At 75.4% G+C, this 23415-nt stretch carries 24 protein-coding genes; 5 read left to right on the forward strand and 19 right to left on the reverse strand.

All coding sequences use genetic code 11. The features are described 5' to 3' along the window. On the reverse strand, positions 1-287 hold a 287-nt coding region (locus ACW0Q9_RS07210), incomplete at its 3' end, for an alpha/beta fold hydrolase (protein ID WP_456179195.1). A 189-nt stretch (positions 288-476) separates the two neighbouring features. Beyond that, positions 477-1241, reverse strand: coding sequence for a DUF427 domain-containing protein (locus ACW0Q9_RS07215; RefSeq protein ID WP_456179147.1), 765 nt, complete (start codon positions 1239-1241; stop codon positions 477-479). A gap of 167 nt (positions 1242-1408) precedes the next feature. On the opposite strand from ACW0Q9_RS07215, the gene ACW0Q9_RS07220 reads away from it, so the two are divergent. Next, the gene (locus ACW0Q9_RS07220; RefSeq protein WP_456179197.1) at positions 1409-2632 is read left to right on the forward strand and encodes a multidrug effflux MFS transporter; all 1224 of its coding nucleotides are present in this window, start codon (positions 1409-1411) and stop codon (positions 2630-2632) included. Positions 2633-2694: 62 nt separating this feature from the next. Further along, positions 2695-3624 carry a diacylglycerol/lipid kinase family protein gene (locus ACW0Q9_RS07225; protein ID WP_456179148.1) on the forward strand — a complete coding sequence of 310 codons (930 nt, stop codon included), beginning with the start codon at positions 2695-2697 and terminating at the stop codon, positions 3622-3624. A 4-nt stretch (positions 3625-3628) separates the two neighbouring features. Here the strand turns inward: ACW0Q9_RS07225 and ACW0Q9_RS07230 are convergent, their stop codons facing one another. The 4 genes from ACW0Q9_RS07230 to ACW0Q9_RS07245 form a co-directional block, all read right to left on the reverse strand. Further along, positions 3629-3898: a hypothetical protein gene (locus ACW0Q9_RS07230; RefSeq protein WP_456179149.1), complete on the reverse strand. Its 270-nt coding sequence runs from the start codon at positions 3896-3898 to the stop codon at positions 3629-3631. Positions 3899-3911: 13 nt separating this feature from the next. Further along, entirely contained in the window at positions 3912-4310 is a 399-nt protein-coding gene (locus ACW0Q9_RS07235) for a DUF2267 domain-containing protein (RefSeq protein WP_456179150.1), read from the reverse strand. 89 nt (positions 4311-4399) lie between these two features. After that, on the reverse strand, positions 4400-5125 hold the full coding sequence (locus ACW0Q9_RS07240) for a L,D-transpeptidase family protein (RefSeq protein WP_456179151.1): 726 nt from the start codon (positions 5123-5125) through the stop codon (positions 4400-4402). Positions 5126-5204: 79 nt separating this feature from the next. After that, positions 5205-5534: a hypothetical protein gene (locus ACW0Q9_RS07245; RefSeq protein ID WP_456179152.1), complete on the reverse strand. Its 330-nt coding sequence runs from the start codon at positions 5532-5534 to the stop codon at positions 5205-5207. A gap of 125 nt (positions 5535-5659) precedes the next feature. On the opposite strand from ACW0Q9_RS07245, the gene ACW0Q9_RS07250 reads away from it, so the two are divergent. The 3 genes from ACW0Q9_RS07250 to ACW0Q9_RS07260 all read left to right on the forward strand — a co-directional run bounded on the left by ACW0Q9_RS07250 (position 5660) and on the right by ACW0Q9_RS07260 (position 8593). After that, positions 5660-6412, forward strand: a complete 753-nt coding sequence (locus tag ACW0Q9_RS07250; protein WP_456179153.1) for a dienelactone hydrolase family protein — start codon at positions 5660-5662, stop codon at positions 6410-6412. A 64-nt stretch (positions 6413-6476) separates the two neighbouring features. Then, positions 6477-7796, forward strand: coding sequence for an FUSC family protein (locus ACW0Q9_RS07255; RefSeq protein ID WP_456179154.1), 1320 nt, complete (start codon positions 6477-6479; stop codon positions 7794-7796). Positions 7797-7879: 83 nt separating this feature from the next. Then, a complete protein-coding gene (locus tag ACW0Q9_RS07260; RefSeq protein WP_456179155.1) occupies positions 7880-8593 on the forward strand; it encodes an RraA family protein in 714 nt (237 codons plus the stop codon). Positions 8594-8604: 11 nt separating this feature from the next. Here ACW0Q9_RS07260 and ACW0Q9_RS07265 read toward each other — a convergent pair whose 3' ends face one another. The 13 genes from ACW0Q9_RS07265 to ACW0Q9_RS07325 form a co-directional block, all read right to left on the reverse strand. Further along, complete coding sequence (locus ACW0Q9_RS07265; protein WP_456179156.1) at positions 8605-9231, reverse strand: response regulator; 627 nt, start codon at positions 9229-9231, stop codon at positions 8605-8607. Next, entirely contained in the window at positions 9228-10493 is a 1266-nt protein-coding gene (locus ACW0Q9_RS07270; RefSeq protein WP_456179157.1) for a sensor histidine kinase, read from the reverse strand. Before ACW0Q9_RS07270 ends, ACW0Q9_RS07265 begins: the two co-directional genes overlap by 4 nt. Positions 10494-10502: 9 nt before the next feature. Next, the gene (locus tag ACW0Q9_RS07275) at positions 10503-10943 is read right to left on the reverse strand and encodes an ABA4-like family protein (RefSeq protein ID WP_456179158.1); all 441 of its coding nucleotides are present in this window, start codon (positions 10941-10943) and stop codon (positions 10503-10505) included. Next, positions 10940-11872 (reverse strand): hypothetical protein, encoded by a 933-nt coding sequence (locus ACW0Q9_RS07280; RefSeq protein WP_456179159.1) that lies wholly within the window; start codon positions 11870-11872, stop codon positions 10940-10942. The genes ACW0Q9_RS07275 and ACW0Q9_RS07280 overlap by 4 nt, the downstream gene beginning before the upstream one ends. Positions 11873-12081: 209 nt before the next feature. Then, positions 12082-12474 (reverse strand): VOC family protein, encoded by a 393-nt coding sequence (locus tag ACW0Q9_RS07285; RefSeq protein WP_456179198.1) that lies wholly within the window; start codon positions 12472-12474, stop codon positions 12082-12084. 21 nt (positions 12475-12495) lie between these two features. Further along, positions 12496-13683 (reverse strand): DNA polymerase IV, encoded by a 1188-nt coding sequence (gene dinB, locus ACW0Q9_RS07290; RefSeq protein WP_456179160.1) that lies wholly within the window; start codon positions 13681-13683, stop codon positions 12496-12498. Between the two features lie 38 nt (positions 13684-13721). Beyond that, a complete protein-coding gene (locus ACW0Q9_RS07295) occupies positions 13722-14639 on the reverse strand; it encodes an NADP-dependent oxidoreductase (RefSeq protein WP_456179161.1) in 918 nt (305 codons plus the stop codon). Positions 14640-14745: 106 nt separating this feature from the next. Then, positions 14746-15240, reverse strand: coding sequence for a DUF2231 domain-containing protein (locus ACW0Q9_RS07300; RefSeq protein WP_456179162.1), 495 nt, complete (start codon positions 15238-15240; stop codon positions 14746-14748). Positions 15241-15294: 54 nt separating this feature from the next. Beyond that, on the reverse strand, positions 15295-17448 hold the full coding sequence (locus ACW0Q9_RS07305) for an amylo-alpha-1,6-glucosidase (RefSeq protein WP_456179163.1): 2154 nt from the start codon (positions 17446-17448) through the stop codon (positions 15295-15297). Between the two features lie 39 nt (positions 17449-17487). Further along, on the reverse strand, positions 17488-18234 hold the full coding sequence (locus ACW0Q9_RS07310; RefSeq protein WP_456179164.1) for an ABC transporter permease: 747 nt from the start codon (positions 18232-18234) through the stop codon (positions 17488-17490). Positions 18235-18299: 65 nt separating this feature from the next. Then, complete coding sequence (locus tag ACW0Q9_RS07315) at positions 18300-21515, reverse strand: penicillin acylase family protein (RefSeq protein WP_456179165.1); 3216 nt, start codon at positions 21513-21515, stop codon at positions 18300-18302. 194 nt (positions 21516-21709) lie between these two features. Then, the gene (locus ACW0Q9_RS07320; RefSeq protein ID WP_456179166.1) at positions 21710-22795 is read right to left on the reverse strand and encodes an endonuclease/exonuclease/phosphatase family protein; all 1086 of its coding nucleotides are present in this window, start codon (positions 22793-22795) and stop codon (positions 21710-21712) included. Positions 22796-22892: 97 nt separating this feature from the next. Then, positions 22893-23306, reverse strand: a complete 414-nt coding sequence (locus ACW0Q9_RS07325) for a VOC family protein (RefSeq protein ID WP_456179167.1) — start codon at positions 23304-23306, stop codon at positions 22893-22895. Positions 23307-23415: the final 109 nt, after the last annotated feature.

Here is a 23415-nt window from a genome sequence, read left to right on the forward strand (position 1 = left end):
ACCGCGGCGCGCAGCGCCACGCCGCCGCCGAGCGAGTAGCCCACCAGGTCGGGCCGGTCCAGCCCGAGGTGGTCGACGAGCGCGGCGATGTCGTCGGCCATCGTCCGCAGGTCCAGCGGGCGGTCGACGTCGGCGGTGCGGCCGTGGCCCTGCAGGTCGACGGCGATGACCTGGTGCCGCGCGGCCAGCGCGGGCAGCACCGGCCCGAACATCTCGCCCGACCCGAGCCCGCCGTGCAACAGGATCAGCGGGTGCCCGGTGCCGTGCGTCTCGTAGTAGAGGTTGATGCCGTTGACATCGGCGTATCGGCCGACGCCCTCGACATCTCTGGTCCAGTCAGTGGCGGTCACGCTGACGCTCCTCCCGTGCGCGTTCGGCGATGGCGGCGTGGACCCCGACGGCGCCGGCCGTGAGGTCACGGACTGCCGCCCCACCCTACGCAGCCGGGAGCGTCGCCCGCTGCCCGCCGCGCCGGGTCAGGAGAACTGCGTCCGCGGCCGCGCGAGGCGTTGGCCGTCCACCACCAGGTCGACCTTCTCGTTGTAGAAGGTGACCAGCCCGGCGATCGGCAGCAGGGCCGCGGTGGGGAAGCTGTACGACCAGGCCAGGTCCGGATGGACCCGGTCGCCGGCCCGCACCGACCAGTACCCGCTGGTGCGGCCCTTGTACGGGCAGGCGGTCCGGGTCCGCGACGGCACGAGGTGCTGGAAGCGCACGTCCGTGCGGTTGAGGTAGTAGCGGGTCGGCAGCCCGGTCTCGAAGACCAGCACCGGCGAGGTCGACTCGGCCAGCACCGTCCCGTCCAGTTCCACCCGGACGTGCCGGGTGGAGCGCAGCGCGTCCACCCGGGAGTACGGACTGCGGGGGTGGACGAAGACCTCCTCGTCCTCCTCGAACCAGGCGTCCAGCGCGGCCCAGTCGAACCGGACGGTGTCCGCCAGCCCGGGCGGCGCGTCGTCGCCGTACCACCGGGCGCAGCCGGCCCGGGCGAACTCGCCGACCCGCAACCCGTGCAGCCGCGCGGTGCCGCGGCCGGTCTCCTCGGCGCGTCCCTCGTCGACCAGCAACTCCCGCCGCACGTCGGCGACCGGGACGTAGTACTGCGGGTAGGGCGGCCACTCCCAGACGTACCGGGCGCGGGTGGTGTCCAGCACCAGCTCGCCGGCCAGGAAGGCGCGGATCCGGCGGGGCGCCGGCTCGATCCGACCGACCTCGGCGGCCGGCTGCGGGTAGTCGGGCACGGTGTCTCCTTCCGGTGAAAACGTGCGGCGGACGGTTCAACGAGCCGATGTGACCTGGGGCACCTTCGCCGGTGGCGGGAATGAGATCGGCCGTCGGGGATTTGCTGCCAGGTGTGACCACTGCGCAGTCCTCTCCCGCACCGACCGCCGAGACGCCCGGTGACCTGATGAGTCGCGGGCAGCAGCTGCGCCTCGTGCTGGTGCTCGGCTCGCTGATCGCGATCGGGCCGCTGACCATCGACATGTACCTGCCCGCGCTGCCGGCCATCACCGCCGATCTGGCGACCACCTCGGCGGCCGTGCAGCTCACCCTCACCGGCACCCTCGCCGGGCTCGCCCTCGGCCAGCTGCTGATCGGCCCGCTCTCCGACGCGGTGGGCCGGCGGCTGCCGCTGCTCGCCGGTATCGCGCTGCACATCCTGGCCTCGCTGCTGTGCGTGGTCGCGCCGACCGTCCAGGTGGTCGGCGTGCTCCGGGTGCTCCAGGGGCTCGGTGTCGCGGCCACCTCGGTGGTCGCCATGGCCGTGGTCCGTGACCTGTTCAGCGGCGCCGCCTTCGCCCGGCTCTTCTCCCGGCTCATGCTGGTGATGGGCGCGGCGCCGATCCTGGCGCCCACCCTCGGCTCCGGGCTGCTGCGCTGGTCGGACTGGCGGGGCGTGTTCGTGGCCCTCGCCGTCTTCGGGCTCCTGCTCGTGGTGGTCGCGGCGGTCGGGCTCCGGGAGACCCTGCCGCCGGAGCGCCGCCGCCGCGGCGGCCTCGCCGCCGTCGGGCGGGACTACCGGGCTCTGCTGCGCGACCGGACCTTCGTCGGGCTCGTGCTGGTCGCCGGGCTCGCCATGGCGGCGCTCTTCGCGTACGTGGCCGGGTCGTCGTTCGTCTTCCAGCAGCGGTACGGGCTGGACGAGCAGCAGTTCGGGCTGGCGTTCGGCGCCGGGGCGGTCGGCCTGATCACCGCCACCCAGCTCAACGTGCGGCTGCTGCGGCGCTACACCCCGCAGCGGATCCTGGTCAGCGCGCTCGCCGTCGGCACCGCGGCCGGCCTGGTGCTGGTGGGCTTCGCGGCCACCGGCGTCGGCGGCCTGGCGGCCGTGCTGGCCTCGCTCTGGGTGGTGCTCGCCGCGGCCGGGCTCGCCATGCCGAACGCGCCCGCCCTGGCGCTGTCCCGCCACGGGGAGGCGGCCGGCACCGCCGCCGCGCTGCTGGGTGCGGTCCAGTTCGGCGTCGGCGCGCTCGCCGCGCCGCTGGTCGGCGTGCTCGGCACCGGCAGCGTGGCGATGGCCTCCGTGGTGGCCGGCGGCATGGCGGTGGCCCTGGTCGTGCTGCTCACCGTGGTCCGGCCGGCGCGGTTGGCCCCGGTCGAGCCGGCCGCGGTCGCCGTCGCCGTGCACTGACCCCGAACCCCGGCCCTCCGTTGCCACCCTGAGCGGCGGGCCGGCGGATAGGGTCGGGAACCGTGCGGACCAAGCAGGAGCTCGGGGCGGCCATCCGGGGCGAGCGGCGGGCGGCGCTGGTCGTCAACGCCCACTCCCGCCGCGGCCGCCGGCTCTACGACACCGTCCACTCCCGACTGCGCGCGGCCGGTTTCACGCTGCTCGGCGCGTATCCGGTCGAGCGGCCCGGCTCACTGGACCGGGTGCTCGCCGAGGCCGCCGACCTCGGGCCGGACCTGCTGGTCGCCGGCGGCGGCGACGGCACGATCGGCGCGGCGGCGCGGCTGCTCGCCCACCGGGACATGGCGCTGGGCCTGCTGCCGCTGGGCACCACCAACAACTTCGCCCGCACCGTCGGCGTCCCGCTCGACCTCGACGCCGCCGTCGGCCTGCTCACCGACGGCAAGGTGATCGACGTCGACCTGGGGCTGATCGGCGACACCCGGTTCACCAACCACGTCGGGATCGGGCTGTCCGCCGACATCATGCTGACCGCGCCGCCGCGGTTGAAGCGGGTGGTCGGCCGGCTCGCGTACCCGCTGACCGCGCTCGGGCTGCTGGCCCGGCACCGGCCGCTGCGGGTCACGGTGCGCGCGGAGGGGCGGGAGCACGGCTTCGACACCCACCAGGTGTACGTGGCCAACGGCGGCTTCCACGCCGGCCGGCCGATCACGGCGGACGCCAACGCCGACGACCGGCTGCTGGTCGCGTACCCGGTCGGCGGGCCGACCCGGCGCGGCCTGCTGCGTGAGACGGCGCGCAACGCGGCGGCCGGGCAGCGCCGCACCCTCGGGGACAAGCCGTTCCTGGCCGTCCGCCAGCTCTGGCTGGAGACGGACCGGCCCGCGCGCATCGAGGTCGACGGCGAGCCCTACGGGGAGACGCCGGTGCGCATCGGCCTGGACCCGAACGCGCTCCGCCTGATGGCCGCCGCGGACAGCCCGGACCGCTGAGCGGTCAGTCCCGGCGGTCCTCGTCGGGGGTCGGGATCTCCTGGTTCTGCTCCAGCGCGTCAGCCGCCGTGAGGTCACCGCGCACCGCGTCGGGCAGGCCGGTGCCGTCGCTCGGCGGGATGAGCACGCCCTGCTCGGCCAGGTCCGCCTCGGTGGCCTCGGGCACCGCGTCCCCGATCGTGTCCGGCGGGCCGACCACCGTCTCGTCCTGCCGCTGCTCCTGCGCGTCGGCCTCCGGTGGCCGGCGCAGCGGGTTCTCGCCGCCGACGCTCATCGTCCGACGCCCGTCACCGGCTGCGCTGGACGAACGGCGCGGTCTGGTCGGCCACCTCGCCGTACTCGGCCGGGAGCTGGCCCACCGCCTGCGCGTAGGCGGCCGGGTCGACGGCGTCGCGGAGCACGTCGAACACGGCGGTCGCCCCGTCCTTGGCCCGGCCCACGTCCACGTCGGCGCGCTCGCTGACCCGCTGCACGAAGATGTCGAGCCCGAACCGCTCGCCGGTCTCGCTGCCGCCGAACGCGTACGCCCGCAGCGCCTCGGGGAGGCGGGCGGACAGATCCCGGGCCTCCCCGCCGTCGATCCGTTCCGCCAGTGTGGTCAACGTGGCCCGCGTGACGGCCGTGGCCTGCTCCGACGACATGCCGCAGCGTTTCGCCACCGAGCCGATGAACTCGTCCTGGTCCACCTCGACGCCTCCCTCTCGGCTGGGAGAAGGCGTCTTCCCGCGCTCCGCCGCCGCAAACGACCCGGTGGCCCGCCGCACCGTGACGACGGTCAGCGGTAGATGTGCACCGGGGTGCCGATGCGGATGGTGGCCCACAGCCGGTTCATCGCCGGAATGGGCACCCGGACGCAGCCGTGGCTGGCCGGGTAGGTGGGCACGGAGGTCGCGCCGTGCACCGCGTAGCCGCGGTAGAAGTAGTACGGCCGCCACAGCAGGCCGAGCTCGCTCTGCCGCCAGCCGTCGATGCGTCGTTGCATCGTCCAGTTGCCGGTCGGCGTGGGGGTGCTCGCCTTGCCGCTGGAGGCGTCCAGGATGCGGAACACCACCCCGTTCCTGCCGAGGTAGAGCACCTGCCGGGTGAGGTCCACCTCGATCGAGTAGCCGGGGTGCCGGTACTTCGGCTTCGGGACGACCGGACGGTCGAGGGCCGCCCAGGTGCGCGGCCCGACGATGCCGTCACGGGCCAGGCCGTTGACCTTCTGGAAGGCGACGACCGCGTGGTGCGTCGACGGCCCGAAGATGCCGTCCACCCCGCCCACGTCGTAGCGCAGGGCGGTGAGCCGCGTCTGGAGCTGGGTCACGGCGGCGCCCCGGGAGCCCTGCCGCAGGGTCGGCTGGCTGGTGGCGGCGAGCGTGAACGTGGTGCCGGTGGTCGGGCCGGCGGCCGCGGCGGGGGTGGCCGGGACGGCCAGGCCGGCGACGAGGAGGGCCATCCCGAGCGCGGCGTGCGCGGCGGGGTGGCGGTGGCGACTGACGTGTGGTGAGACGGGACGCATCGTCCCTCCCTTCCGAACTCCTACCGAAACGGTAGTGCGCGGAAGAAGAAAAAGCTGCTCCTTCGTCCGGTTTCAGCTTTCAGGCGACCCGGGGGGTCGGCAGGGCGACACGCCGGGCCGTACCCGAGACGTCGCCGGTGCGCTCCACGGACGGCTCGGGGACGGGGGCCGCGCTCTCGGCGGCGACCCTCCCGGGCCCGGCCCCGTCCTCCCCGTCGGCGGCGGTCCGGACGGCGGTGAGCAGCGCGAGGAGCCGGTCCACGTCGTCGGCGGGCATCCGGAACGAGCCTCGGCACAGCGTGCCGCTCCACAGCGACAGCACCACGGCGCCGCGGTCGGGGTGGTAGCTGACCCGCAGCGTCCGGTCCTCGCCGCGCAGGTCGGTGAACAGGTCCCCGAAGCTGGGCATCGGTCGCACCTCTCCCATCCATCCAGGATGCCCCGTCGCCGTGCCGACCGGAAGGCCTCACCGCGCCGGGCGCCCGCGGCGGGGTAGCGTGCACCGCGGAACGCGCCGCACAGGGAGGTCCGGGGATGCAGACGACGACCGTGGACGTGCCGACCGGCGACGGGATGGCGGACGCCCTTCTCGTCCGGCCCGACGGGGACGGGCCCTTCCCAGCGGTCCTGCTCTTCATGGACGCGTTCGGGCTGCGCCCGCGGCTGGCCGAGATGGCCGGCACGATCGCCGCCCGGGGGTACGTCGTGCTGGTGCCGAACCTGTTCCACCGCTTCGGCCGCGCCCCGCTGGTCGACCTCTCCGGCCTCGGCGACGAGCACCGGCGCGGCCAGCTGTTCGAGAAGATCTCCCCGATGATCGGCTCGCTGACCCCGGACGTGGTCGCCCGGGACACCGCCGCCTACCTGGACTTCCTGGCCGCGCAGCCGGGCGTCGCGCCCGGCGGCGCGGCAGTCACCGGCTACTGCATGGGCGGCACGAACGCGCTGCGGGCCATCGAGGCGCACCCGGACCGGATCGTCGCGGCGGCCGCCTTCCACGCCGGGCGGGTGGTCACCGACGCCCCGGACAGCCCGCACCTGGGCGTCGGCGCGGTCCGCGGCGAGCTGTACTTCGGCCACGCCGACCAGGACCCGTCGATGACCGCCGAGCAGATCGCCACCCTGGAGAAGGCGCTGGACGCGGCCGGCGTCACCTACCGCTCGGAGGTCTACCCGGGCGCCCGCCACGGCTACACCCAGGCCGACACCCCGATGTACGACGAGCAGGCCACCGAGCGGCACTGGGCCGCCCTGTTCGACCTGCTCGACCGCACCTTCCGGCGCTGACCCGGCCGCCGGGCCGGCCCCGCAACCGGACGATTCACCCGCGCCGCGCCGGGTAACCGCCGCCATGGCCGACGACCGCCCGGACACCGTCCGCTCGCCCCTGGACCGGGCCGCCGAGCGGACCGGGCGGGCGCTGGCCCACGCCCGCGCCGAGGGGCGTAAGGCCGGCCGGTTGCGGCTGCGCCAGCTCGAGATCACCGTCGTGATCGCCGTGCAGGCGGGGCTGGCCGCCGCGCTCGCCGCGCTGCTGGCCCAGCGCCTGCTCGGGCCCGGCGCGCACGTCTTCGCGCCGGCCGCCGCGGTCGGCACCATCGCCACCGCCATCGGCCAGCGGGCCCGGCGTACGTTCGAACTGCTGATCGGGGTGGGGCTCGGCATCGTGGTCGGTGACGTGCTGCGCGACCTGCTCGGTTCCGGGTCCTGGCAGACCGGCCTGGTGGTCGCCCTGGCCATCGCGACCGCGCTGCTGGTCGCCGGGCGCGGCGGCGCCCTGGTCGGCCAGGCCGGCGGTACGGCCGTGCTGATCGCCACCCTGGCCCCGGTCGAGCCCGGCCTGGAGCTGCCCCGGATCTTCGACGCGCTGGTCGGCGGCCTGGTCGGCCTCGGCGTGGTGGCGCTGCTGCTGCCGGTCAACCCGCTGCGCGTGCTGGACCGGGCGACGGAACCGATCGTCACCGCACTCACCCGCGAGCTCGACGCCGTCGCCCGGGCACTGACCACCCGGGACGCCGACGCGGCGGTCCGTGCCCTGGAGCGGATGCGGGGGCTCGACGCCGACGTGGGGCGGCTCAACGAGGCGCTCAGCGGGGCCGAGGAGGTGGTCACCCTCGCGCCCGTCCGCTGGCGCCGGCGGGCCCAGTTCCACCGGTACGCGAACGCCGCGGCGCACCTGGAGCGGGTGATCCTGTACGCCCGCTCGGTGGCCCGCCGCTCGGCCACCGCCCTCCAGTACGGCGAGCCGATCCCGCCGACCCTGGCCGACGCCGTGACCCGCCTCGGCGACGCCGTCCGGGCGATGAGCCGGGAGTGCCGGGACGGCGACGACCTGACCGACACCCGCCGGCTGGTGCGGGAGAGCGCCGAGCTGGCCGGCCGGGCCTGGGCGGAGGGCGTCCGGTCCTACGGCGACGGCGTGATCACCGACCTCCGCACGGCGGACAGCGAGGTGCTGCGCGCCATCGGGTACGAGCCGGACGACGCCAACCGGACCGTGCGCACGGCGGCCGGCGCGGGCGAGGCGGAACGGCGCCCGCCGCTGCGGGCGCACCTGCCCCGGCCGGCCCGGCACACCCCGCGCGCGCGGCGGTGGAACCGGGTGGCCGGGCGCACCCGGGCCCGTCCCGAACCGTTCCGCCCGCCGGCGCGCCCGTCCGGCCCGAGCTGAGCCGCCGGTCGGGTGCCGAACCGGAGCCACGAGCCGGGAACTGGCACCTCCCACGGCCGCGCCGGCTGGCTAGCGTCGGGCCCATGAGCATCGACCGCGCAGAGCTGACCGGGCGGTTCGCCGCGCTGACCACCGCCCACGTCGCCGACGCCTGCCTGCGGGCCGCCGTCCCGGTGCGCTGCGCCCCGGCCGGCGTACGGCCGGTGCTGGCCGGCGGGCGGCTGGCCGGTCGGGTGCTGCCGGCCCGGCACGTCGGCAGCGTCGACATCTTCCTGGAGGCGATCGACCGGGCCGATCCCGGCGACGTGCTGGTGGTGGACAACGACGGGCGGGTCGACGAGGCGTGCGTCGGCGACCTCGTGCTGCTGGAGGCGCGGGCGGCCGGGCTGGCCGGCCTGGTGGTCTGGGGCCTGCACCGGGACACCGGCGACATCCGGGCGGTCGGGTTGCCGGTGTTCAGCCTGGGCGCCACGCCCACCGGGCCGCAGCGGTTGGACCCGAGGCCGGCCGAGGCGCTGGCCTCGGCGCGGGTGGGGCAGTGGACGGTCGACCCCGGCGACGTGGCCCTTGCCGACGAGGACGGGGTGCTCTTCGTGCCGGCCGGCCGGGTCGGCGACCTGTTCGACCTGGCGGAGTCCATCCGGGACACCGAGCGACGGCAGGCCGACCGGATCCGGGCCGGCGAGCCGCTGCGGGCACAGGTCGGGTTCGGGGCGTACCTGGCGGGCCGGGCGGAGAACCCGGCGCTGACCTTCCGGGAGCACCTGCGCGCGGTGGGCGGCGCGATCGAGGAGTGAGGCCGGCCGGCTCAGGCGCCGCGGGCCCACAGGGCCAGGCGCACCCGGTTGGGGCTGTCGGTCTTGGCCATGAGGCTGGTGATGTGGGTCTTGACCGTGGTGACGCCGATGTGCAGCCGGTCGGCGATCTCGGTGTTGGACAGGCCCTCGGCCACCAGGTTCAGCACGTCCCGCTCGCGCGTGGTGAGGCCGGGCACCGGCCGTGGCGCCTCGGCGCGCGCGTGCACCGCCCGCTGGACCAGCCGCCGCAGCACCTCCGGGCTGAACGGGCTGTCCCCGGCGGCCGCCCGGCGTACGCCGTCGAGCAGGTCGGTGGGGGGCGCGTCCTTGAGCAGGAAGCCGCAGGCGCCGGCGGTCAGCGCCGGGTAGAGGTGGTCGTCGTCGCCGAACGTGGTGAGCACCAGCACCCGGGTGGCGGGGCGGTCGGCGAGGATCCGGCTGGTCGCGGTGATCCCGTCGACGCCGGGCATCCGCAGGTCCATGACGACCACGTCGGGCCGTAGCCGTGCGGCGAGGGCGATCGCCTCGCGACCGTTGTCGGCCTCGCCGACCACTTCCAGGTCGGGCTGGGCGTCGCAGAGCATGCGCAGGCCGGCCCGGATGAGGTGCTGGTCGTCGACCAGCAGGACGCGGATCACGCCGGCTCCGGCGCGTGCGGGCCGGCCGGGCGCGGGCGGGGCGCCGCCGGCTCCGGCGGGCGGGTCGCGGAGCCGGGCGGCCCGGCGGTGGCGTCGCCCCCGGCCGGCAGGACCGTGCGGACCCGCCAGCCGGCGCCGGTCGGCCCGGCCTCCAGCCGACCGCCGAGCACCTCGACCCGCTCCCGCATCCCGGTGAGGCCGTGGCCGCCGCCGGCCGGCACCGCGGCCGGCACCGACCCGCGCCCGTCGTCCGACACCTCCCAGTGCACGGATCCGTCGACCACCGCCACGGACAGCCGGGCCCGCGCCGCGGCGCCGGCGTGCTTCGCCACGTTGGTCAGCGCCTCCTGGGTCAGCCGCAGGACCGCCTGGCCGCGCACCGCGTCCAGCGACCCGACCGCCGGGTCGACGTCGGCCTCCACCGTGACGCCGGCCTGGCGGGCCCGGTCCACCGCCGTGTCCAGCGCCGCCGGGAGCGCCGACGGTTCGATCGCGGTCAGCGCGGCGTCCCCGCGTACCCCGTCGGGGTCGCGCAGCACGGCGACCAGGCGGCGCAGGTCGTTCAGGGCGGCCGTCCCGGTGCCGTGCACGTCGTCGAAGACCTCGCTGACCCGGGGGTCCAGGTCCGGCAGGACGTGCCGGGCCACCCCGACGCGCAGCACCATCGACGCGACGTGGTGCGCGACCACGTCGTGCAGTTCGCGGGCGATGGCGCTGCGTTCGTCGGCGCGGGCGGCGCGGCTCTCCGACTCCCGCCGGCGCTGTTCCTCGGCGGCGCGCTCCCCGGCCTGCCGGGCCAGCTCGCGGGTGGTGCGGATGACCAGGCCGAGCAGGAGCGGCAGGCCGACCTCGATGGTCAGCCCGAAGATCCCGGAGAGCAGCCGCCGGACCGGGTCGCCGATCGAGTCGGTCAGGTCGACCGCGATCAGCAGGCCGGCGGCCAGCCAGATGGTGCGGGGCCGCTCGGCCCACATGGTCAGCTCCAGCAGCGCCCAGCTGGCCCCGACCTGGTTGATCGTCGTGTCGTCGACCAGCGGGAAGGCGGCCGCCAGCAGCGCGGCCTGGGCCAGCAGGTTCACCAGCGGCCGGCGGTGCCACACCAGCGCGGCGGCGAACGCGACCAGGGCGAGTGCCCACTGGGCGGCCGTCGGCGTGTGGTGGGCCCGGGCGCCGAAGACCAGGTAGCCGAGGCCGCTGAGATCCAGCAGCAGCATCCGCGCGAGCGTGTCCCGCGCGTCGAACAGGCGCCCCACCCAGCCCACGACGCCAGCCTAGGCGGTGCGACGGGGAGCCGGGGGGACCGCCCACCGGGTCCGCAGTCCGAGGTGAACGGCCAGCCCGAGCGGCCCGAGCAGGATGGTCAGCACCAGCACCGGTGCCAGGAGCAGGGCCGGCATGCCCCGCTCCCGGCTGTCCCGCCAGATCCACCGGCCCACGAACAGGTCGAACCCGATCATGTGCGCCCAGGCCGCCGCCGCACCGTCCACACTGCCCAGCAGGTCGCGGACGCCGGCCAGGGTCGGTGCGGTGACCACCGGCAGCACCCGGCCGAGCGCCGGGAGCACCAGGATCGCGTAGATCAGCAGGACCGGGAGGACGATCAGCGGCGAGCCGACGATCCGGGCCGTCCACGACCAGCGGGGCGCCAGGATCATCAGCGCCCAGAACGGCGCGGCCAGCGCGAACGTCAGGGTGAACAGCGTCCCGGTCATGCGGCCAGCACCAGGTCCGCGCGACGCCGCCCGTGTGCCAGGACCGTTCCGGCGGCGGTCGCGGTCGCCACCACCAGGGCCGCCGCGACGGCGAGGGTGAGCGCGTCCGGGCGCAGCAGCGGCTGCCCGCGCAACGCCTGCCAGGTGAGCAGCAGCGTGGCCGCGCCGTACGCCGCGCCGGCGACGAGCACCAGGCGGGCCCGGGTCCGCTCGTCCAGCCGGGCGCCGAGGAAGCGGTTGAGCAGGATCGCGAGCAGCGGCAGCGCCTGGAGGGCGTGCAGCCCGACGAAGTGCCCGATCCGCAGGTCGCCGCCGGTGGTGCTCCAGCCGACCAGGGGGAGCCCCGGCCCGCCGTCCGCCACGCCGACGCTGTGCGCCCCGCTGATCTCCTCGGAAGCCGACTCGGGCGTGCGGGTCACCATCGGGATGGCGACCAGCATGCCGAGCAGGGACAGGCCGAGGCCCAGCCGGACGGCGTACCCGGCGACCCGGTCCGCGCCCGGCCGCAGCAGCGCCACGATCCCGATGACCAGCTGGGCGACGAAGAGCACCATGATCGCCGCGCCCATCGCCGAGAACAGCGCGGCGTTCAGCGGGGTGGTGCCGTTGTAGTGGCTGGTGGTGCCGCGCAGCACCTGCGTGACGATGATCGCCATCTCCACCACCGACATGGCGACGATCACCGTGGCCGCCCACTCGGCGACCCGGCTCCGGCGCGGCAGCAGGGTGAGCATCCAGGCGAGGGTCGTGCCGTAGAGCACGAAGGAGATGGCGAACTTCAGCGGCTTGAGCCAGATCGGCGCGCCGGTGAGCACCCGGGGGTCGGCCACGACGCCGACCGCCGCGACGACGGTGAGCACCGCCATCGCCGCGACGAAGAGCATGAGGGGGCGGTGCCAGCGCGCCGCCCGGTTCAGCACGGTAGTCATGCCTGTAGATGCTGGTGGGCGGGCGGCCCGATAGCGTCCGACCGCGAGCCCCGATGCCGGCCGCAGGTCCGAGCCGCCGTCTCCTACCCAGGGAGGAGGCACTGACCCGGACGAGTGCTGAAACGGCCCGGACCCTCGCGGGGTCCGGGCCGTTCGTCCAGGTGGTCATCGACCGCCGGTCTTCTCCCGCCAGTCCCGATCGTGCACGCTCACGACTCGCCCGCCCAGGGCTGGACGAGCTGGACCGGGTTGCCGTCCGGGTCGGCCGTCCAGGCGATGAGCAGCCGGTCCAGCCAGACGTGCGGGGCGGCGAGCGCGGGCGCGCCCGCGGCGGTCAGCGTCGCGTACGCGGCCGCGGTGTCGTCGGTCCAGAGCACCACGGCGGCGCGCTGCCCGCTCGGCACCGGGTCGAGCCCGTGGTCGTCGCGGGTGGACGCCACCGAGGCGATGCCGATCCGGTAGCCGTCCAGCGTCAGGTCGACGTGGATCGGCGGGCCCTCGGCGGGCACCCGGAAGGTCTCGGTGAAGCCGAGCCCGGCGTAGAAGGCGGCGGCCCGGGGCACGTCCTCGCTGAACAGGATCACCTGCGGGGTGCGGAACATCGACACCGGTGGACCCTACCCTCAGTCGGGCAGCATGGGCATCTCGAATCCGGGCTCCCGGCCGAGCAGCACCCCGCGGGTGAGCGCCCGCGACCCGAACCGGTCCCGCACCGCGTCCACGGCGGCGTCCAGCGCCGGCCCCGGGTCGGGGGTGAACGGCAGGGTGAGCTGCACGTGCCCGTCGTCGAGGTTGCCGACGGCGACCCCGATGAGCGTGACTCCCCGGGTCTCGATCTCCGGCAGCGCGGCGCGCAGCAGCGAGCGGGCGGCGGCCCGCAGCGGCCCGGTCTGCGCGGTCGGCTTGTCCAGGGTGTGCGCGCGGGTGGCCCGGGTGTAGTCGGCGAAGCGCAGCCGCAGGGTGACCGTGCGGCCGGTGCGCCGGGCCGCCCGCATCCGCCCGGTGACCCGGTCGACCAGCCCGGCCAGCACGGCGTCCAGCTCGGCGGGGGAGTGCGGCGCGCGGCCCAGGGCGTGCTGGGCGCCCATCGAGGAGCGCCGCCGCCCGACCTGCACGGCGCGTGGGTCCCGGTTGTGGGCGAGAGCGTGCAGGTGGCGGCCGGCGCCCGCGCCGAGCAGCGACACCAGGGTCGGCTCGTCGAGCCGGGCCACCTGCCCGACGGTCCGGATGCCCCGCTCGCGCAGCTTCGTGGCGGTGACGGGGCCGACGCCCCAGAGCCGCTCCACCGGCAGCGGGTGCAGGAAGGCCAGCTCGCCCTCCGGCGCGACGACCAGCAGCCCGTCCGGCTTGGCCACCCCGCTGGCGACCTTGGCGAGGAACTTGGTGCGGGCCACCCCGACGGTGATCGGCAGGCCCACCTGCCGGCGGACCTCCCGGCGCAGCCCCGCCGCGATGTCGACGGGCGGGCCGACCAGCCGGCGCAGCCCGCCCACGTCGAGGAACGCCTCGTCGATGCTGAGCCCCTCGACCAGCGGGGTGGTCCTGCGGAAGATCTCGAACACGGCCCGGCTGGCCGCCGTGTAGGCCGCCATCCGGGGCGGCACCACGACGGCGTCCGGGCAGAGCCGCCGGGCCTGCCGGCCGCCCATGGCGCTGCGCACCCCGCGCGCCTTCGCCTCGTAGCTGGCGGCGAGGACCACTCCGCCGCCGACGATCACCGGCCGGCCGCGCAGCCGGGGGTCGTCGCGCTGCTCGACCGAGGCGTAGAACGCGTCCAGGTCGGCGTGCAGGATGGTGGCCTCGCTCGACACCAGCACATGTTCGCACAGATGTTCGAACGCCGGGCCGGTCAGGGCATGCTGACCGCGAGTTTTCCCAGAGCGCCGGAGAACTCCGCCAGGGCTTGGGGCACCTCGGCCAGCTCGTAACGGCGGTGGACCGGCACCCGGACGCGGCCGGCCAGCACGTCGTCGGCGAGCCGGTCCAGCGTGCCCCGCTCCGGCTTGCCGAGGATCGAGACGGCCGCCGGGTGCTGGTCCGGGCCGAAGCCGATGGTGGAGGCCAGCCGCCCGTCGGCCGCGAGCAGCCCGGCCAGCGGCGCGCCGTCCCCGGCCAGGTGCACCACCGCCGAGACGCCGTCCGGGGCGAGCGCGCGTACCTGCCCGGTCAGGTCGGCGGTGTAGTCGACCACCTCGGCGGCGCCCAGGTCCCGGACGAAGTCGGTCGCGGGGCCGGGGCGGGCGGTGGCGATGACCCGGGCGCCGGCCAGCCGGGCGTACTGCACGGCCAGCGCGCCGACGCCACCGGTCGCCCCGGCCACCAGCACCGTGTCGTCCGGCCGGACGGCGAGCGCGTCGAGCGTGTCGAGGGCGGTGGCGCCGGCCAGCCCGAGCACGCCCGCGGTGGACAGCTCGATCCCGTCCGGGACGCGGGTGATGCCGTCCCCGCCGCCGACGGTGACGTACTCGGCCCACGTGCCGTCGCCCAGGTAGGGGCGCATGAGCACCCCGAACACCGGATCGCCCACCCGGAACGGGCTGGTGCTGCCGATCGCCTCGACCTCGCCGGCGAAGTCCTTGCCGAGCACCACCGGGTACCGGTAGTCCATCGCCCCCCGCATCATCCCGGCCGCCGCCTTCCGGTCGAAGGCGTTGACCGAGGACGCCCGCACCCGGACGAGCACCTCGTCCGGGCCGGGGCTGGGCCGGGCCAGGTCGTCGCGGGCGGTCGGCTCCGCCCCGTCCCGGTCGAGAGTGATCGCCCGCATCCGCTCGTCCCTTCTCCCGCGCCCGGCGGCGCCCGTCGGCCGCCCGGGCCGGGGCGGGTTTCCCGGCGGGGGACGGGCTACACCCCGCCGGGATCGGGACCGGCGGTCAGGCGCGGCGGGCGCGTGGCCGGCGGGACAGCGAACTCGGCGCGTTCACGCCCGCGTCGTCACTCACGCTCATCCCCAGCCGCTCGACCAGTTCGCCGCCCAGCCAACCGGTGAACCCGGCGAGGACGAGGCCGGCGAAGCTGCAGACCAGCGCACCGGCGTTCGGGTCCCAGTTCTCCTCGCCCCGGCGCAGCAGCCAGCTGACCGCGAACAGCACCAGTACGACGACGTTGCCGAGGCCGTGCGCCGCACCGACCCGCTTGGCGCGGGTGCCGGCCGGGATGGCCGACCAGTCGATCAGGCCGAACACCGCCGCGACCAGGCCGCCGACCACGCCGGCGGCGATGGTGTACGCGGCGGAGATCTGAAAGCCCGGCCGATCGGTGATCAGGTACAGGATGTCGAAGATCACCGAAGTGGCGAGCAGTCCGAGCGGGAACACGATCAGGATGGGGTGGATTCCGTGCCCCATCGCCTTCGCGCGACTCTCCATGCCGGTCCTTCCTTGTCGGCCCCAGGCGCGGCCGGTTTCCCCATCAGGTGCCGGCTACACCTCCCGGCGGGCGAGGACGATCGCCTGCCGGGGCGGGCGGCGGACCACCGCCAGCCGATCGCCGCGCACCCGCACCGAGGTCCGCCCGCCGCGTCGGCGCCGCACCGTCAGGTCCACCGTCGCGCCGCCCACGCGTACCCCCTCCAGCCGCAGGTCGGGCAGCCACTCGGGCAGGTGCGGGTCGATGAGGACCGCGTGCAGCGGCGCGGCCGGGCGCAGCGCCAGCAGGGCCTGGACCAGGGCGACCACCGCGCTGGCCGACCAGGCCTGCGGGGAGCACGAGTCCGGGTAGACGCCGGGGTGCGGGTGGGCCGCGTCCCGGGGCAGGCCGCTGAGCACCTCCGGCAGCCGGTGCTCGGCGAAGAGGGCGGCGGCGTCGAACATGCCCTCGGCCAGGCGGTGCAGGTGCGGCCAGCAGCCGTAGCGGGCCAGGCCCAGGCCGATGGTGCCCGCCTCCACCGGCCACACGCTGCCGCGGTGATAGCTGAACGGGTTGTAGGCCGGGTGCGCCGCCGAGAGGGTCCGCACCCCCCAACCGCTGAACATGTCCGGGGCGAGCAGCCGGTCGGCCACCGTCCCGGCGACCCGGGCGGGCACTATGCCCGTGGCGAGCAGGTGGCCGTCGTTGGAGTTGGTCGAGCGGACCGGCCGCCGGTCCGGCCCGAGCGCCATCGCGTAGCAGCCCCGCTCGGGCAGCCAGAACGCCCGGTGGAACCGCCGGCGCAGCGCCCGGGCCCGGGCCAGCAGGGCGGCGCCCCGGACCGGGTGCCCGGTGACGGTGAACACCACGGCGGCGTGCCGCAGGGCGGCGTACCAGTAGCCCTGCAGCTCGCTGCTGGCGATCGGGTTCGGCACCACCTCGCCCCGCTCGTCGACGATCGCCGTGTCCGAGTCCTTCCAGCCCTGGTTCTTCAGGCCGCCGGGGGAGCGGCAGTGGTAGTCGAGGAAACCGTCCCCGTCCGGGTCGCCGTACCGCTCGATCCACTCCAGCGCCCGGCCCGCCGTCGGCAGCAGGTCCCGCACCGTGTCCAGGTCGCCGGTCCAGGCCAGGTACTGGCCGAGGAAGACCAGGAAGTCCGGCGCCGTGGACCAGTCGCCGTAGTAGGCCGTGAAGGGGTTCAGCCCGAGCAGGGAGACCGGCCCCTGCCGGGCCTCGTGCAGCGGCTTGCCGGGTTCCTCGTCCCGCCAGTCGTCCAGCCGCCGGCCCAGGTGCCCGGCGTTGAGCCGGAGGCTGTCGGCCAGCATGGTGGGGCCGGCCAGCAGCGCCTGCCAGGAGGCGGTCATCGTGTCCCGGCCGAAGATCTCCTGGTAGATGGGAAGCCCGGCGATCGGCGCCGCCGGGCCGGCCGGCTCGCCGAGCGGCAGCACGGCCAGGTCGCGCACGGCGCAGCGCCAGGCCGCGGTGACGTCGAAGGTGCTGCTGGACAGGCGGGCCAGCTCGGCGTCCAGCCGGTGCCGGGCCCGGGCGGCCGGGTCGTCCGGCTCGGCGAAGGTGGCCGGGGGCGCCGGCAGCCGGGTCCCGTCGAAGACGGGCTCCACGAGCAGGTCCGCGTCGGCGCTGCCGCCCGGCGGCACCGCCAGGTCGACGGTGAACCCGCCGTCGGCGTACGCCACCGGGGCGTCGGCGCGCAGCCGGACCGCCACCGCCCGGTCCAGGCCCTCGTGCCGGTAGGTGAGGTGCAGCTCCGCCGCGGCCGGATCCCAGCCGGCGTGCACCTCGCCCACCTGGAGCCGGCGGCCCGCCTCCGCCTCGCTGGTGTCGGCGAAGTCCGCCTCGACCGTCACGCCCAGCCGGAACCGCAGCGGCCGCGCCGCGTAGCTGACCACGGTCAACCGGGTGCGCAGCCCGGGGCCGACGAACCGCTCGACGGTCAGGTACGCGGCCCGCGACGGCAGCGCCTCCCCGTCGCCCAGCTCGGCGTAGGAGAGCTGGGCGTGCCCCCGCACGTTGCCGGTGGCGAACGGCACCGGCTCGCGGCCGTCCACGGTGATCCGCTCCCGGCTGACCACCCGCGTGTTGCGGGCGAAGAAGCCCTGCGGGTCGGTCCCGGCGATCCGCCCACGGACGTCGGTGACCAGGGTGCTCCACCCGCTCGCGACGTAGAGCAGGTCGGGTCGGACGCGCAGGTTGCGGACCCAGGCGGTCACCGCCCGCCGTTACCCCTTCCCGTCCCGGCCACACCCGGCTCAGGGCGCGGTGCGGGCCCGGTCCCGGACGAGCAGCTCGACGACCACCGCGATGGCCACCGCCTCCACGGCCAGCAGGGTGAGCAGGATCAGCAGCTGGGTGGCCCCGGCGCGGACCGGCCCGGCCCCGCCGAGCAGCACCCCGACGAACGCGCCGGGCAGGGTGACCAGCCCGACCGTGCGGGTCTGGTCGAGCGCCGGGACGAGGGCCTGCCCGGCGACCGGGCGGCAGACCTCCAGCGCGGCGTCGCGGGGGAGCAGACCGAGGGCCAGGCCGGCCTCGTACTCGCCGTACCGGGTCCGCAGCTCGTCGAGAGTACGCCGGCCGGCCAGGCTGGTGGCCGTCATGGCCCCGCCGATGAGGATGCCGGCGGTGGGCAGCACCACCAGGGGCGTCGCGGGCAGGGCCCGGCTGGCCAGGAGCACGGCGAGGCTGGGCGCCACCCCGGCCGCGATGGCCAGCGGGGCGACCCGGGACGGCGCCTCCGTCCCGATCCGCCGGTGCGCGGTGACCGCGGCGACGACGTACATGACCAGCACGAACGCGGCGGTGCTCCACCAGGCGCGGAGCACCGCGACGATGACCAGGGAGACCGCGCCGAGCTGGACGGTGGCCCGGGCCGCCGCGGTGAGCACGGTGCGGGCCCGGCCGAGCCCGCTGAGCCGCAGCACGGCGGCGCCGGCCAGGGTGAGCGCGGTGAGCGCCACGACCAGTGCCGGGCCGATCGGTACCGTGCCGCCGCTCACGCGGTGACCTTACGCGGGGCGGCCGGCCGGTGGGTGGGGTCCCGCCGGCCGGCCGCCCGCCGGTGTCACCGGCCGTAGACCTCGAACTCGTGCAGCGAGAAGCCGTACGAGGTGGCCCGCTTGACCCCGTACATCCGCACGTAGCGCGCGGTGACCGGCGTGAGTGTCACGTTGTCCGTCCCGCCGTTGCCGGCGGTCGTGCTGAACACCGGCTGCCAGGTGCCGCCGTCCGCGGAGACCTCGATCCGGTACGCGCTGCCGTACGCGGCCTCCCAGCGCAGCACCACCCGGCCCACCGTGCGGGCGGCCCCGAGGTCCACCCGGATCCACTGGTTGTCGTTGTAGCTGCTGGCCCACCGGGTGCCGAGGCTGCCGTCGACGGCCTTGTCCGGGGTGTGGCTGGTGAGGAACTGGGTGCTGGAGGCGGTCGCCGGGCGCCCCTGGGCCAGGTTGGTGAGGTCGTCGCCGCGGCGCGCGGGGAAGGACACGACCTGCTGGTAGGTGGGGCGGTTCTGCCACGCGATCAGCGGCTGGGTGATGCCGCCGAGCCCGGACTGGGCGATGGCGTCGGCGCACCACTGGTCGCCCGCCCCGCAGGACGTGTCGCCGGGGTAGACGGTGGTCGCCGGCAGCGCGGCCGCCTGGCCGAGGGTGTCGAGCAGGCTCTGCCGGCAGGCGCCGAGGTTGCCGCTGCCGCAGTACGCGCGGCCGAGCCCGCCGGCCACCGGGTCGCCGAGCACGGTCCGGATGTCCTTGTCGACGTAGCCCCACCAGCCGTACTGGAAGGAGGAGCCCTTGTGCGGCTGGCCCTGCGCGGCCCAGACGGCGCCGCCGTCGCGCCCGCCGTTCTGGCCGCCGGACGGCGCCTCGTTCACCTCGATGGCGTCCACCAGGGCGGCGTAGAGGTCGGGGCCGAGGCCGGGGCGGAACTCCGCGGCGGCCAGCAGCGGCCACCAGGCGTCGAAGATCCGGATGGCGTCGGCGTGCTGGTAGACCTTGGACCCGGCGGCGGTCTCCACCCGGCGGGCGCCGGCCTGCTGCCAGGCCCGCAGCTTGTTCACCGCGTCGGCCAGCGCCGGGTCGGTGACCGGGGCGGTGCCGAGCACCCGCAGCAGGTCGCCCAGCACCTGCTGGCCGCGCAGGTCGGTGACCGCGGCGTCGGCCATGATCCGGACGACGTCGGCCCGGCCCAGCTTGCGCTGGCCGATCGCGGCGCGCACCGGACCGTCGAGCAGTTGACCCCGGTGCACCGAGCCGAAGCTGAAGTTGCCGTCGGCCGCGCCGAAGTCCCTCGCCTGCTTGTTGTTCCAGCTGACGTAGTAGTCCTGGTTGACCGACTGCGGGTGGGCGGCGGCCGGGGTGTAGGTGGCGGTGTTGGTGTCCGGGTTCCAGCCGACCCACTCGTTGGCCGCCTCGGCGCGGGTGGGCAGGTTGGGGTCGGCGGTGGACGGCCGGACCGGGTTCGACCCGGAGTTGAAGTACGCCGCCTCCGTCGAGTTGACGTAGAACCAGTTGAAGGCGTAGCCGACGTCCGCGGCGGACTGCTGGAACGCGGCCGCCGAGCCCATCGCGGCCGGGTCGTTGTACGCCTGGAAGCCGATGGCCGAGTCGGCCTCGTGCCGGTAGGTCGAGCGCAGCTTGGTGAAGGCGGTCGGCTGCCCGTTCACCAGCCCCCGGTACGCGACGAGCCCGTACCTCGTGCGCAGCGCGCGCAGGGTGTAGGAGCCGGCCGGGGTGGAGTCGGCCAGGGTCGGCGACCAGGAGTTCCGGTGTTCGAGGACCTCCATGGCCACGCACTGCCCGTGCCACAGGTAGCGGTTCGAGCCGAGGGTGGGGGCGCTGCCGTCGGTGGTGCACAGCGGCACCGCGTAGGTGTCGGTGAGGTCCTGGGCGGCGGAGGTGGCGCTCCAGGCGTAGTCCTGGCCCCGGCCGAGCAGCACGTAGAGGTTCAACCCGGCGAAGGCGGCGCCGCGGGCGCTCACCCCCGGCCCCTGGAGTTCCTGCAGCATGAGCAGTTGCGGGGCGAAGTAGCCGGTCTGCGGGCCGAACACGGCGATCGGGTTGCCGGTGGTGGTGTGCCGGCCGGAGACCACCACGGCGTTGGACATGCCGTGCGACCGCAGCCCGGCGAGGCCGCTGAGCAGCCCCTGCGTGCTGGCGCTGCCGGCGGTCTTCGCCGTGGTGACCCCGCTGCTGGTCCGCACGGTGGTGGCGCCGCCGCTCTGGTCGTAGGCGAGGGGCTCGGCGACGACGGTGCCGGCGTCGGGGAGGACCGCCCCGGTCGCGCCGGGCGGGGTCGCGCCGTAGGGGAAGCTCTGCCCGTCGTGCAGGGTGAGCACCGTCTCCGGGTCGTTCTGGGACCGGAACGCCTGCCAGACCCGGTCGCCCTCGGTGGCGCCGAACTTCGCCCGGGCGGCCACCCGGACCAGGGCGGACTGGATCTCCGAGCCGCCGCCCCCGCCGAACAGCCCGCCGATGACGCCGGCCGTGGCGATCAGGTCGGTCATGGTGAAGTGCTGGGGCTTGCCGGCGCCGGCCAGCACGTACTCGCCGGGGTAGTTGTCCTCGGCGATGGACTTGTCGATGTAGGCGTTGACGCCGGCGATGTAGTCGGTGACGTCGGTGTAGAGCTGCTGGCCGCGGGCGCCCTTCTGGCGCAGCGCGTCGACCTGGGCCTGCAGGTCCGCCTCGGTGTAGGGCGAGTTGGCCCAGATGCTCTGCTCCAGCTCCCGGTTGCCGGGAGCGCCGCCGGCGAAGGAGGTGAGCGTGCCGCGGCCGGCGTGCCGCAACAGGTCCATCACCCAGAGCCGGTCCTGGGCGCCGGCGTACCCGGCGCCGAACATGGTGCCCGACCGGGTGGTGCCGGTGACGTGCGGCACGCCCGTCGCCTTGTCGCGCACGATGGTGACGTCCGCGCGGGGCCGCACGGTGCTCTCCACCTGCCCGTCGGGCACGCCGAACGAGGCGTCGTTGTAGAACTGCGCGATCTGCTCGTCGGTGAGCCCGGCGTAGCCGTAGACCAGGTTCGCGTACTCGTCGAGCTGGTCGCTGGAGTGCGCGGGGCGGGTGCCGAGCGCCTGGTGCGCGAGGATCGCGGCGAGGGTGGCGTTGCCGTTCTCCCCGGGCGGCAGGATGTCGGCGCACTGGCCGAGGCAGTAGTCGTTGTTGGTGAAGGTGGTGGCGGCGACGGCCGGTGACGGTGGGACGACCGTCAGGGCGCTCGCCGTGAGGGCGGCGGCGGCCAGCGCCGCGAGCCGGGCACGGGTGGTGGGACGGGGCATGGCGATTCCTCCGGGACGCGGAGCCGGGCCGGTCGTACGCCCGGCTACCGCTTGCCGACGTCTCGCCCTCCGTGCCCGGGCGTCACACCCGGAGGTGAGAGTGACTCATGTCTACCTCCGGGTAATGATCGATGGCGTTCCATGCCTTGGGATAGGTGCCGTTCACCACCCGCGAATGCCGACGTTTCGCCCGATCACGGCAGCGCGAGCACGGCCTCGTGACCCAGGTGGTCCGACGGCCACCGGCCGGCCGGGGTCTGCCGCTCGGCGCCGAAGACCGCACTGGACACCGGCACCACCGGGCCGCGCACCAGCACCATGTCGATCCGGTGCTCGACGTCGTCGGCCGGCTGGGTCAGGTCGTCGCCCAGCCCGGCGGTGTAGCCGGGGTCGCCGGGGTGCAGGACCGGCCAGGTGTCGACCATCCCGCCGGCGACCAGGGCGAGGTACGCGAGCCGGTTGTTCGGGTCGGGCAGCTCGGGTCCGCTGTTCAGGTCACCGAGGAGGATCAGCCGGCCGGGCACGCCCAGCGGGCCGCGCAGCAGCTCCTGCGCCTGCAACAGGCGTACGCCGGGGTGGAACGCCTCCAGGTGGGTGTTGACGAACCGGAAGGTGCGGCCGCCCAGCACGGCGTCCACCGCCGTCCAGCCGCGGGTGCTCGTGGCCGTGCCGCCGGTGGCGGCGAGGGGGAAGACCAGGTTGTTGACGAAGTTGCCCGACGAGGTGGCGGTCACCTTGACCCGGCCGCCGTGCCGCACCAGGATCACGTCCCGCATGGTGAGCCGGACGTCCCGCAGGTGCGGCGCCCCGGCCGGGGCTTCCAGGTCCGCCTCGTCCTGCACCACGACGACGTCGTACCGGTGGCCGGACCCGGCCAGCTCCGCCATCAGCAGGGCCAGGTAGTCGTACCGGACCTCGGTGGCCGGGGCCGGGTCGCCGAGCGGCCCGGTGCGCCAGAGTGCCACCTCCTGCAGGCCGACCAGGTCGGGCTTGCGCTCGCGGATCTCGTCGGCGATCAGCGCCGCCCGGGCCGGGAAGTCGACCAGGTCCACGTGGCTCAGCAGGGCGGCGTTCGCGGCCAGGAACGCCGGCAGGGTCGGCGCGGCGATCGACGGCGTGAGGTCCCCGCCCAGGTAGAGATTGCGGGTCAGCACGTCGACCTTGGGCCCGGCCTCCGCGTGTGCCGGCGGGGCGACGAGCCCCAGGCTGGCCACCGCGAGGGCGGCCGCGGTGGCCAGCCTGGCCAGGCGTCGGAGGTGTGCTCGGGGGCTGCCGTCCATGGCTGTCGTCCTTCCCGGCGGGATCCGTGGATCCGCGTACGCTAACGCCGGTCACACCAGCGTGGACACCGCCGTTCGGGCCACCTCCGCCCGGCGGTCAGGCCTGGGGCTGGCCGATGTCCACCATCCAGGAGGTGCCGAACCGGTCCACGCACATGCCGAACTCGTCGCCCCACATCTGCTTCTCCAGCGGCATGGTGACGGTCCCGCCGTCGGCGAGCTGCTCCCACCAGCGGCGCAGGTCGTCCGCGTCGTCGCCGCTCAGGCTGATCGCCATGTTGGTGCCCGGGGTGGATTCCATCCCGGGCGGGGTGTCGGAGGCCATCAGCGTGAAACCGCTGGGGGTCTCCAGTTGCGCGTGCATGATCCGGTCGGCCACCTGCGGGTCCGGGTTGCCGAAGTCGCCGAAGGTGTTGACCCGCAGGTCGCCGCCGAACACCCGCTGGTAGAACTCCATCGCCTGCCGGGCGTTGTCCTTGAAGCTCAGGTACGGATTCAGTCTCGATGCCATCTCGCCTCCTCGGTCTTGTGACCTGGGCATCGTCGCACCGTGACGGGCGGTGGCCAACGAGGCGCGGCGGAGCGATGTGGACGGCAGCGGTGGAGGTGGCGCCGTTGCC

It is taken from the genome of Micromonospora sp. I033, assembly GCF_053890995.1.

Bases quoted from the DNA above. Each gene is read 5' to 3' on its own strand.
- ACW0Q9_RS07250 (WP_456179153.1), top strand. From the start codon at position 5,660: ATGCAGACGACGACCGTGGACGTGCCGACCGGCGACGGGATGGCGGAC.
- ACW0Q9_RS07325 (WP_456179167.1), bottom strand. From the start codon at position 23,306: ATGGCATCGAGACTGAATCCGTACCTGAGCTTCAAGGACAACGCCCGG.
- ACW0Q9_RS07255 (WP_456179154.1), top strand. From the start codon at position 6,477: ATGGCCGACGACCGCCCGGACACCGTCCGCTCGCCCCTGGACCGGGCC.
- ACW0Q9_RS07240 (WP_456179151.1), bottom strand. From the start codon at position 5,125: ATGCGTCCCGTCTCACCACACGTCAGTCGCCACCGCCACCCCGCCGCG.
- ACW0Q9_RS07275 (WP_456179158.1), bottom strand. From the start codon at position 10,943: ATGACCGGGACGCTGTTCACCCTGACGTTCGCGCTGGCCGCGCCGTTC.
- ACW0Q9_RS07260 (WP_456179155.1), top strand. From the start codon at position 7,880: ATGAGCATCGACCGCGCAGAGCTGACCGGGCGGTTCGCCGCGCTGACC.
- ACW0Q9_RS07320 (WP_456179166.1), bottom strand. From the start codon at position 22,795: ATGGACGGCAGCCCCCGAGCACACCTCCGACGCCTGGCCAGGCTGGCC.
- ACW0Q9_RS07220 (WP_456179197.1), top strand. From the start codon at position 1,409: ATGAGTCGCGGGCAGCAGCTGCGCCTCGTGCTGGTGCTCGGCTCGCTG.
- ACW0Q9_RS07245 (WP_456179152.1), bottom strand. From the start codon at position 5,534: ATGCCCAGCTTCGGGGACCTGTTCACCGACCTGCGCGGCGAGGACCGG.
- ACW0Q9_RS07230 (WP_456179149.1), bottom strand. From the start codon at position 3,898: ATGAGCGTCGGCGGCGAGAACCCGCTGCGCCGGCCACCGGAGGCCGAC.
- ACW0Q9_RS07315 (WP_456179165.1), bottom strand. From the start codon at position 21,515: ATGCCCCGTCCCACCACCCGTGCCCGGCTCGCGGCGCTGGCCGCCGCC.
- ACW0Q9_RS07280 (WP_456179159.1), bottom strand. From the start codon at position 11,872: ATGACTACCGTGCTGAACCGGGCGGCGCGCTGGCACCGCCCCCTCATG.
- ACW0Q9_RS07285 (WP_456179198.1), bottom strand. From the start codon at position 12,474: ATGTTCCGCACCCCGCAGGTGATCCTGTTCAGCGAGGACGTGCCCCGG.
- ACW0Q9_RS07295 (WP_456179161.1), bottom strand. From the start codon at position 14,639: ATGCGGGCGATCACTCTCGACCGGGACGGGGCGGAGCCGACCGCCCGC.
- ACW0Q9_RS07300 (WP_456179162.1), bottom strand. From the start codon at position 15,240: ATGGAGAGTCGCGCGAAGGCGATGGGGCACGGAATCCACCCCATCCTG.